Below are 10,247 nucleotides of genomic sequence, written 5' to 3'. Positions count from 1 at the left end.
TGCTGAATGGCAAAGGCGTTGACTTGATTATTGATAACGTTGGCGGCGATGTGCTGAATGATGCGCTGCAGGTGTTAAATGAAGGTGGAACTGCGGTACTGGTGGGGGTGTTCGGGGGACGTAAGACCTTGATCGATGCCGGACAATTACTGATGCGCCGTCAAACGGTCATCGGCTGCTTGCTTGGCCCGATTATGGGTGAGCCTGAACCCCGTAAACTGATTGAGGACCTGCTCAACCAGGCGCTCAGCGGTGAGCTGACTATCCCGATTGATGCGACCTTTGCCTTCGCCGATGTGGCAGAAGCCCATCGTCGCGCGGAAGAGCGCGGCCGCATCGGTCGCGTGGTTATGACCGTTTAGTCAGTCAGCCCTTCTTTCGTCAGAAAATGTCTCTGTATTCCTTTATCGGGGAAATCCGGCAGGGACATTTTCAGCGTATAACCTTGTTTCTGGTAAAACGGCAGTGCCTGGACGCTCAGAGTATCCACGAGAATGCTCAGGCAACCCAGTTTTAAGGCTTCCTGCTCGACTGCTTTGATCAATTTACTTCCTGAACCCGAGCCTCTGCAGCTTTCACTCACCCACAGAAAATCTATATATAGCCAGAGTCCTTTCATTGTAGCGATCAGCCCGCCAGTCATCTTACCTTCACTGTCATGCAGGTAAACGCCCACCTGATGCCAGTTGCTGTTATCAAAAAATTGTCGATTATAGCGGCGAAGTCCTTCCAGCAACTCTTCACGATCTTGATCGGTAATCTCATGGGTAACGGTCAGTTTCATTGCGGCTCCTTTTTGCTCTGATTTTAAAGCGTTATACCATAATTACCTCGTTCCAGATCACTGTCACGAATGAAACATAATTCTGACACACCATGAAATTCAGTACGTTAACCTCGCCCACCGACACACTCTCCGCACGACTGACAATATCTTGAAAAGTTCCTTAATATTCTTTTACATGCGTAATAAAAAAAATTATAGTTCTCATTCGCATTTGGGTGCTGAGCCACTGTGTGGCCAATAACTAAAACTATCCTTTGAGGTTTTACGATGTTCTTTGCTCCAGGCTTTACCAGGGAAATGCGCTTCGGTCATGAAGCCAACGCCAGAATTTCACCACGCTATACCGTTGTTGCTGCATTGGTTGTGGTGGCTTTGCAGGTGCCATATTCTTCTGCGGCCACCACAGAAACGGCACCGGCCGCCAGCAAAAACAACGCGAAAGAGCAGACGCTAACCGTTGAGGCCACCGAGGCAAGCACCCCCGCAGACACAGCCGCAACGGATTACAGCGTGCCGGTGACCAGTGCGGGAACCAAAATGTCGCTGATCGCCCGCGATATCCCCCAGTCCGTCAGCATTATCAGTAAGCAGCGGATGCAGGATCAGCAGTTGCAATCACTGGGTGAGGTGCTGAACACCACGACGGGTATTCAGACCAGCACGGCGGATATGGATCGTAAAACCTATTATTCGCGTGGATTCCTGATCGATAATTACATGACCGATGGCATTCCTACCGTGTTTGAACAACGGTGGAACCTGGGTGATGCCCAGACGGATACGGCGCTTTACGACCGTATAGAAGTGGTGCGGGGCGCAACCGGGTTGCTGACCGGTGCTGGTAACCCTTCTGCTGCTATTAACATGATCCGTAAACATGCTGACAGCCGTGAATTCACCGGCGACGTTTCAGCCACTTACGGCAGCTGGAACAAACAGCGTTATGTGGCCGATCTGTCTGCACCCTTAAGCGAGTCTGGCAATGTTCGTGGTCGCATCGTCGCGGGTTATCAGGACAACGACAGCTATGTTGAGCGTTACAGCGCGGAGAAAAAATTCTTCTACGGCACTGTTGATGCCGATCTGACCGACTCCACCACGCTCTCTTTGGGTTACGAATATCAGGAAACCAATGCCAACAGCCCAACCTGGGGCGGGGCACCTCGCTGGTATCTTGATGGCAGCAAAACGAACTATCGTCGCGGCTTCAATACGGCGCCTGACTGGGCCTATAACGACAAAGAGAGCAATAAAGTCTTTGCCACGCTGAAGCAAAGCTTCGATAACGGTTGGCAGTACACCCTGAACGGCACGCACAGCGAAACCACCCTTAACAGTAAGCAGCTGTATATCGATGGCTATTTTGATAAGACCACTGGCGCGGGTGTTTCTCCGTATGTTGATTATCCAGTGGTAGGCGGAACAGGCTATAACACCGGGAAACGTAAAGTCGACGCGCTGGATACCTTCGCCAGCGGGCCTTATGACCTGTTTGGTCGTCAGCATGAGTTGATGGTGGGCGTCAGTTACAGCAAGCAGCAAAATACCTATTACAGCGCCTTCGCTAACCTGTCTGCAGAAGATATCGGCAATTTCAACGATTTTAACGGGCAGTTCCCCGAAACCGACTGGGGCGAGCGCACTCTTTCACAGGACGATACCACTCGCCAGAAGTCAGCTTACATGGCTACCCGTATCTCTCTCGCCGATCCGCTTCATTTGATTGTTGGCGCACGTTACACCCGCTGGAGTACCCATACGCTGACTCAGGATATGGAGAAAAATAACCTCACGCCATACGCTGGCGTGGTGTTTGATATTGATGATAACTGGTCAACCTACGCCAGTTACACCTCCGTGTTCCAGCCGCAAAGCGTCCGGGACAGCAGCGGTAGCTATCTGGCACCGGTTATCGGTAAAAACTATGAGGCTGGCGTGAAATCCGACTGGTTCAACAGCCGTCTGACCACCTCGGTCTCGGTATTCCGTGCTGAACTGGATAACGTGGGACAGAGCACGGGCCAGGTTATTTCTGGCTCCAGCGATATTGCCTACGAAGGGAAAAGTGGCACCGTCAGCCGGGGTATAGAGTTTGAGGTCAACGGAGCAATCACCGATAACTGGCAGATGACCTTCGGCGGGACCCGTTATATCGCTGAAGATCAAGACGGCAGCGCCGTCAATCCACAGCTGCCAAGGACTCAACTCAACCTGTTCACCAGCTATCGTTTACCGATGCTGCAGGACCTCACGGTCGGTGGCGGAGTGAACTGGCAGACTCACGTTTGGGATGAAATTGCCGGTCCTGAAGGCGTGGGGACGCGTTATGCCGAGCAAGGCAGCTATGCGCTGGTGAATCTGTTTAGCCGTTACCAGCTGACTAAACAACTGTCGGTTCAGGCCAACCTGAACAACCTGTTCGACAAGGAGTATGACACCACGGTTGACCACACTTATGCCGTCTATGGTGAACCACGCAATTTCGCCCTGACCGCCAGTTACAAGTTCTGATAACACCAGGTGGCTCCGGTTCCGGAGCCATTTTTTGGGGACAGGCCTTATCACGGCACCACGTTCCCCTGATAATCCAGACAGTAAAGACCTGCACGTCCTTCATAGTCCGCCATCGTATTGAACGGTGCTCCGAGGGGTAAACGCGCTTCCGGGCCACCCATATCGGTGCGAACCCAGCCTGAGCTGTGGCATACTGGGTATTATAAACCGTACGGTTCAGTAATTAATCATTCGGCTTCTCTGCGCCAGCAAATCAGAAATAAACCGGGTGTGAGGAATAATCATGAGAACACTGACAGAAGAAAAACGTCAGGCAATCATTGTCTCGGCTTCACAGCTTTTCCAGGATGTGGGTTACGAAAGGGCCTCAATGAATGAGGTGGCAAAAAGAGCCGGCGGGTCCAAAGCCACGCTGTACAACTATTTCGCTTCCAAAGAAGAGCTGTTTGAAACGGTTGTGCGCCATCACAGCACGCGTTTCCTGACGGAGGCTGCCAGGCAACTGGTCGCGGAAGAACACAGGGAGCAGAACCTGGAACAACGGCTTATCCAGTTTGGTGAAGGGATGCTGAAAGTGTTAGGCGGAGACAATCAGGCGATGCAGATTTACCGTGTCGTGGTGGGTGAAGCGGGGCATTCTGATATCGGTAACCTTTTCCTGGATTCAGGCATCCGCGAAAGTATGAGTACGCTTGCTCAGGTCATGTCTGAAGCGATGAGCAAAGGTGAGCTAATTGAAGCTGATCCCATGCTGCGTGCTCAGCAATTCACTTCGCTCATTAAATCAGAGATCGACGGTTTCTTACTTCAGCGGGAAATACCCCAACTTACCTCAGAACAGATAACTGTCATGGTAGTGAAGGGCGTTCAGGTCTTCCTGTATGGCACGATGGCTACCAAAAGGTAACCATCGCTTGATCCTGGTCGGCGGCAAGAGTGAGCAATTCAGCAGGATGCGCGGGAGCGGATGGCTCACTGTCAGGCGTATAAAAAGCAATTCCGCCCGCCATAATGGCTGCCACAGTTTGGGTCTTTAACTGGAAACCGTTGCTGCACACTGAGAGATCTACGCCGCTGAAAATCCAGAACCGACTATTGCCGGTGACCAGCTGATCATAAGGCGCGTCAATAAACACGCTAAGTTGTTTAGCCTGCCGGGTTACTTCAGCACATTCGCTAATTCTTCTGCACCTTTGTCTATCCCCACTTGAGCCGCACTGAGTGAGCCAATTGTTGCGGAGATGTTCATGGCATTTGGATACTGACGAGCCACATAGGCCGTCAGTAATTTATTGCTCTGCGCATCGTAAACTTCGACGGCATAGTCAACAGAGCCACTGAACATGCCGCGACCACCGCGTACAGACTGCACGATATTGTAGGGACCTCCAGCAAGGTCGAATTTGGTGAAGGTGCCGATGACTTGAGTGGTGGTATCAGCACCGGTCAGCGTCAGCTTTATGCGCAGTGTTTTTGGCGCCGAAACAGTCGTTTCCTGATAATGGGCGCGCAGGCTGGCGGTGAATTTTTCTTTCATATAGGTCGCCAGTTGCTGGCGGTCTGCTGGCGACATATCGCCAAATTGCCCATCTGTGCCCTGATAAATCGACACCGGCTCGATGATCATGGTGCTGTACTGGTTCCAGTCGACCTGAGTGCTGTATTTAAACGGAATTCGATCCGCTTCATCACCCGTATTCGGCGTAAGACGCGAGGCTGAATCAATACCCGAATAGCGAGCTGGTGGCGTGCCAGCACATCCGCTCAGGAAAAAAGCCACAGCGACTAAGGCAGTAGTTGAATGTCTCATCATTTTTTAAGTCCTGGAGAGAAAGGGATCGAAGAGGTCAGCCGTCAAATTTAAACATAACTGAACCGTACGGTTTAGTTATGTCCTGGATGTGAGGAAGTGTCAAGAGGATGTTGCATGATGTGAACGAAGCTTTGCTCTCCTCACTGGCGGAGACAGTTTTCACTGCAGCAGTGCGCTGTCACAAAATGTATTCAATCATACGGATCCAGAGGCCAACGTCCTGTAGATTATGCACATTATTCCTGAACACCATGTCGTCCGGGCTACCCGGAAATAAGGTTACGTATGCGCATTAAAATTGATGCAGTCCCTGACAGCGCCACTTTTCCTGAAGAGGCAGACGTCATCGTTATTGGCGGCGGAATTATCGGCACCTCGGTAACTTATGAACTCGCTAAACGCGGCGTCTCGGTTGCTCTGTTTGAAAAAGGTGTGATTGGTTGTGAACAGTCAGGGCGTAACTGGGGATGGGTGAGGCAACAAAACCGCGATCTGCATGAACTGCCGATGGCCATGCATAGCCTTCAGCGCTGGCAGGAATTGAGTGATGAAATCGGGCTGGATATGGGCTTTCGTCGCTCGGGTATTCTGTACGGCACTTCCCGCGAATCCGATATGCAGAAGTGGGAAACCTGGGGCGCTAAGGCCCGGGAGTTCGGTTTCCATAGCGAACTGCTCTCCGCTAATGAAGCCCGCCAGCGGATCAACAGTGCTTCTTCGTGGATTGGGGGCGTCTGGTCACCGACAGATGGACGGGCTGAGCCGTCAAAAGCGGCTCCGGCGCTGGCTATCGGTGCACAAAACCGGGGGGCAAATATCCAGCAGCGCATGGCTGTGCGTGGGTTAGATACTGCTGGTGGACGAGTGACGGGCGTCTGGACGGAGCGCGGGCTGGTTAAAGCCAGTACGGTGATTTGCTGTGGCGGTGCCTGGAGTTCGCGCTTCTTTAAACGTCACGGTATGGATTTGCCGAGCGCCAACATTCTGGGTACAGCATTTAAAACTACCGTAGCCCCTGACGTAGTGAAAGGCTGTCTGAGCACGCCGAATCTGGCCATCCGCAGGCGCATCGATGGCAGTTATACCGTGGCAATTCCCGGTCGTGGGCAGATAGACCTGGCGCCACAAAACCTGCGTTTTGCCACCAGGTTTTACCCGATGTATCGCAGCAAAATCGCCAAAAAGCTGAAGATCCGCTTTAACAGCTCGTTCTTTTCCGGCCCAGAGGCCGCAGGTTCCTGGTCCATGCAGGAGCCTTCACCTTTTGAAAAGCATCGCGTGCTGGATCCAGCTGCGGATCAGGGGATATTACGTGAAGCCTTGATTGAGCTGGTACGGGAACTCCCTGAACTTAAGGGAATTGGTATCGATTACGCCTGGGGAGGATGGATTGATACCACGCCCGATCTGGTGCCTATTATCGATCACATCGCCGAAATACCGGGTTTTGTAGTGGCCTCTGGCTTCAGCGGCCACGGGTTTGGCATTGGTCCAGGCGCAGGGAAACTCTGTGCCCAGTTAGTGATGAACGATCCGTTATATACCGACCTGAGCGCTTATCGACTTCACCGCTTCAGCGACGGCAGTAAAATCCGCCAGCCACAGATGATGTAACTGGCGAAGGTCTCAGGGCTGACGAACCAGCGCCCTTGTTTTATCCAGCAGGAAAGGGCGCAAATACCCAACGGTGTTAGAGAGCAGAATAACCTCTTCTGACACCCTGATATTCAGCACCTCCCGTAAATAAGTTTTGCGGGTTTCCATCCGCTGCCAGACTTCCGGGTAGCTGGATTTCAGCGCCTTTCTCAATTCCGCATCAGCCAGCGCGACGGTATCCTCAATGCTGCAACCGCCGTAGCCTGGCAGAGAAGGAATGATGTCGATTTGAAATATCATTCCGCTCTCTAGCTTGAGGGGGGAATCAGGATAAACCGGCGAGCAGAGCCACTCTTCATCGGCTACCAGATGGCCTGGGTTCAAATGCCAGTGCCACTTAGCCTTCGGCATCACCTCTTCGATGGTTTGATACAGCTCACCGCCGGTCAGACCCGGGCGCAGCGTTTCCAGCCAGGTGGTCACAGCGCGATAGTAGGGAATAGCCAGTGCCGGAAGGTAATCTGCCACCGCCGCAGGCAGGTCACTTTCACCGGCTACAACATACGCCGAACGGCTGGTCAGCCCGCCTTTGAAGCCAACGGTCATTGAGAATTTATCACCGGCCTGGATCAGTTTGTCCGTGGGGTACAATCCAGCATTGGCGAACCGGTCACCGGTTGCCGCGATGGTAATTACGCTGGCAGGCTGACCTTCAGCCGCTAACAGCTGGCCTATTTGCTTCTCACTTTTCCCTGCTTCAATCTGATCAAGCGCAGCCATCACGTTGGTTGAGGCCAGATTGGCGCCGTATTCATAAAAGGCGATTTCGCTGGCGGTATTTATCCGGCGTGCGCCGTATTCCGGGGAAATAAAGAGTGCGGTCGCGTTGACGACTTTTTCCCGGCCTCCTGCCGCTTCGATAATAGCTTCGAGAATAAAGGACGGCACATCGAACTGATAGCGAGTGTCGTACAGCTGGCTGGTAAACAGCTTCCAGCCCACCACGCCAATTTGTTTTCCGCTTTTAAGACCGGCCTGAGCCAGCACATCTGCTAACGGCGCATCATTATCCATCGGCTGATTTGGCAGGGAAAAGGCCGGGACATGCAGGCAGTTACCGCTGTTACGCGCATGAGGAACCAGTTTAAGATTCTCATTGCCCATCACATAGCTCAGTTCTCCCTGCGCCGTCAGGATCAGTAAAGCCTCTTCAAAGCGCGGAATAAAACCGGCGAGGTATTCAAAATTGCCGCCATGTTCTTTGTCGGCATAGATCGCAATGGCATCAAGCTGGTGCTGATGCATGGCCGAGAGAATATTCTTCAGGCGGTTACGCATCGCCTCATTGCTGATCACCGGCGTTTTGGCCTCGGGAAAGGTCTTTGGCGCCGGGACTGACGTAAGCTCAAAACGGACTGGGGACGGGATCATCATCAACCTCAATAAGTGTTAAATAACGGTTATTTGAAGACTTTTCATTAACTTACTCATTTCACTGTCCAGTTCATTTTCGATCAGTAGCGTGCTGGCAAGGGTCAGTTCGCCAATGCCAAAGGGCGAGGCCGAATTCAGCTTCTCCTGAGAGGCCATCACCACAGTCTCTGCGGCTCTCTCTGTCAGCGCCCGTTTCACGCAGGCTTCTTCGTAGTTGCCGGTGGTAAATCCAGCGCTCTTATGCACACCGGTTACCCCCATGAAAAAGAGATCGGCATTGATGCGTTTGATCCCTTCCAGCATGGAGGCGCCGACCGTCACTACGGAATGCTTAAACAGCTGGCCGCCAATGATAATGACGTCAACCTGCGGATAGTCGATCAGGCCAACGGCAATACTTGGACTGTGCGTGACCACGGTGAAGGCCAGATCGGCAGGGATGAGTTTGATCATCTCGCCGGTGGTGGTTCCGCCATCAATAATCACCACCTGGCCTGGTTGAATCAGACCTACTGCTTTCTGAGCAATAATCCGCTTTGAGTCTATCTGCACGCTTTTTCTTGTTTCGAACGGCGCGTTGGCGGCGGAAACAGGTAACGCACCGCCATGCACGCGTTGGAGCAATCCTTCTGCGGCTAACTCTCTTAAATCCCTACGGATTGAGTCTTCTGAGATGGTAAAACGTTGGCTAAGCTCGGTGGACAAGACTTGTTTATCCTGCGCAAGGATCTCAAGGATGCGCTTTTTTCTCTGGCTGGACAGCATGTTCACGCCTCTTCACGTTTGATCTTGATCTTGCACGATTATGCATGTTAGCTTGCGCTTTGTCATCCACAGCAGGCGCAAATGCAGATCGGGCGTCGATACAATGAACCACAACGGAAAGGGGTTTACCCATGAGCACAGTAAAACCAATGCTGATTTTAATTGCCGGGCCGGTAAGAAGTGGCACCCATGGCGATGAGGCGTTAATCAAACAAAACCTGGAGAATATGCAGAAGGTGGCGCTAAGCGTTTATCAGCGCGGGCATATTCCTGTCATCAGTGAATGGCTGGCCTTGCCGCTGGCGGAGACAGCCGGATCGAAGAAAATTGGCGATGAGATTAGCGAGACCTTTTTGTATCCGGTCGCCCATCGCTTGCTTGCCCGCTGTGATGGCATTATCCGCATTGCTGGCGAATCTAAGGGGGCGGATAATGACATGCTGCTGGCGAGAGAGTTGGGATTAACGTGCTTCGCCAGCCTGGAAGCTATTCCTGAGGTGTAGAATTTTGTCCGACTTGGGCGTCACCTTAACGTCCGCGCAGGAAAGAAGGGCAGTTTCAGGGATAGGCTCACTGACCGTTTTAGAAGGAGGAACGCGTGATTGGCAATAAGGTGAAAACCAAGCATAATCCTATAGTAATTAATTATTATCATGTTTTTTCCGTCGGTTCACGGCAGGAACGCGGCTGATGTCTGGCACAGCATGATACAGGCAGTCTTTAAAGGAACCTCGTGTTGACCAGTGAACAGCGTAAAAACACTCATTCATCGATTCCCTTTTGGGAAAACCGAGGCCATATGGTCAGCCATGCGTTGTCCAAAAGCCTGAGCTGGTTCGCGTTTGTTAACGCCAGCTATGCCCTGATGGTTTACTTACAAGACGTCATTTTCAGTGATTTTAATGACAGAATCGCCGCCACCAGCGGCATGATCTCGCTAATTGATATGTTGATGCTGTCTATTTTGCTGGTTTCAGCCGCGATGATCCTGCTGGCGTTCCTGCTGAAGGTGAACCACTCCCCCAGAGTTAAAAATCTGCTCGCACTGTTATTGCTGGTACAAGGCCTGCTGTGGGCAGTGAGTTGCTACAGTTTTTCGGCCTATTTGCAGCTATCTCTCAGCTATCCATTAGTCTCGATACTGATGATGAGCGCCCTGGCTGCGCTCTATTATTACCCAAAAGGGTTGCTGTTGTTTCAGGTGCCTGTCTTGGTGGCAACCGTGCTGGGCAATCTGCATATTAACCATCGCCTGGATCCGCATTTTGCGGTGATTTGTCTGATCTTTACGCTGATCCTGATCTTTGGTCGCTATATTCTGCAAGGATGGTTTGATGA

10 protein-coding genes and 1 pseudogene are annotated in these 10,247 nt (G+C 52.0%); 6 read left to right on the top strand and 5 right to left on the bottom strand.

Annotated elements, in window-relative coordinates; translation table 11 throughout:
- Nucleotides 1–362, top strand: a 362-nt coding sequence (locus tag WCC56_RS03590) for a zinc-binding dehydrogenase (RefSeq protein WP_424691067.1), incomplete at its 5' end; no start/stop codon positions are given.
- Here the strand turns inward: WCC56_RS03590 and WCC56_RS03585 are convergent.
- The gene (locus tag WCC56_RS03585) at nucleotides 359–784 is read right to left on the bottom strand and encodes a GNAT family N-acetyltransferase (protein ID WP_424691066.1); all 426 of its coding nucleotides are present in this window, start codon (nucleotides 782–784) and stop codon (nucleotides 359–361) included. The genes WCC56_RS03590 and WCC56_RS03585 overlap by 4 nt on opposite strands.
- Before the next feature lie 270 nt (nucleotides 785–1,054).
- Here WCC56_RS03585 and fhuE point away from each other — a divergent pair, with 270 nt between their 5' ends.
- Both fhuE and WCC56_RS03575 read left to right on the top strand, forming a co-directional pair.
- Entirely contained in the window at nucleotides 1,055–3,298 is a 2,244-nt protein-coding gene (gene fhuE, locus WCC56_RS03580) for a ferric-rhodotorulic acid/ferric-coprogen receptor FhuE (protein ID WP_424691065.1), read from the top strand.
- 286 nt (nucleotides 3,299–3,584) lie between these two features.
- Entirely contained in the window at nucleotides 3,585–4,208 is a 624-nt protein-coding gene (locus tag WCC56_RS03575; protein ID WP_424691064.1) for a TetR/AcrR family transcriptional regulator, read from the top strand.
- Nucleotide 4,209: 1 nt separating this feature from the next.
- Here WCC56_RS03575 and WCC56_RS03570 read toward each other — a convergent pair.
- Nucleotides 4,210–4,446, bottom strand: a pseudogene (locus WCC56_RS03570) (mammalian cell entry protein); the annotation flags it as partial.
- 14 nt (nucleotides 4,447–4,460) lie between these two features.
- On the bottom strand, nucleotides 4,461–5,114 hold the full coding sequence (locus WCC56_RS03565) for a DUF3313 domain-containing protein (protein WP_424691063.1): 654 nt from the start codon (nucleotides 5,112–5,114) through the stop codon (nucleotides 4,461–4,463).
- Nucleotides 5,115–5,399: 285 nt separating this feature from the next.
- Here WCC56_RS03565 and WCC56_RS03560 point away from each other — a divergent pair, with 285 nt between their 5' ends.
- Nucleotides 5,400–6,728 (top strand): NAD(P)/FAD-dependent oxidoreductase, encoded by a 1,329-nt coding sequence (locus WCC56_RS03560; RefSeq protein ID WP_424691062.1) that lies wholly within the window; start codon nucleotides 5,400–5,402, stop codon nucleotides 6,726–6,728.
- 12 nt (nucleotides 6,729–6,740) lie between these two features.
- Here WCC56_RS03560 and WCC56_RS03555 read toward each other — a convergent pair whose 3' ends face one another.
- Complete coding sequence (locus tag WCC56_RS03555) at nucleotides 6,741–8,141, bottom strand: M24 family metallopeptidase (protein ID WP_424691068.1); 1,401 nt, start codon at nucleotides 8,139–8,141, stop codon at nucleotides 6,741–6,743.
- Nucleotides 8,142–8,159: 18 nt separating this feature from the next.
- Complete coding sequence (locus tag WCC56_RS03550) at nucleotides 8,160–8,909, bottom strand: DeoR/GlpR family DNA-binding transcription regulator (RefSeq protein WP_424691061.1); 750 nt, start codon at nucleotides 8,907–8,909, stop codon at nucleotides 8,160–8,162.
- Between the two features lie 131 nt (nucleotides 8,910–9,040).
- Here WCC56_RS03550 and WCC56_RS03545 point away from each other — a divergent pair, with 131 nt between their 5' ends.
- Nucleotides 9,041–9,412: an NUDIX hydrolase gene (locus tag WCC56_RS03545; RefSeq protein WP_424691060.1), complete on the top strand. Its 372-nt coding sequence runs from the start codon at nucleotides 9,041–9,043 to the stop codon at nucleotides 9,410–9,412.
- 233 nt (nucleotides 9,413–9,645) lie between these two features.
- Nucleotides 9,646–10,247: membrane-associated sensor domain-containing protein (locus tag WCC56_RS03540; protein WP_424691059.1), on the top strand; the 602-nt coding region annotated here is incomplete at its 3' end.

Origin of the sequence: Erwinia sp. (assembly GCF_049696395.1) — a bacterium.
GTDB lineage: Bacteria > Pseudomonadota > Gammaproteobacteria > Enterobacterales > Enterobacteriaceae > Erwinia.
Note: the sequence above shows the minus strand (reverse complement) of the source record. Positions and strands in the feature narration are given on the sequence as shown.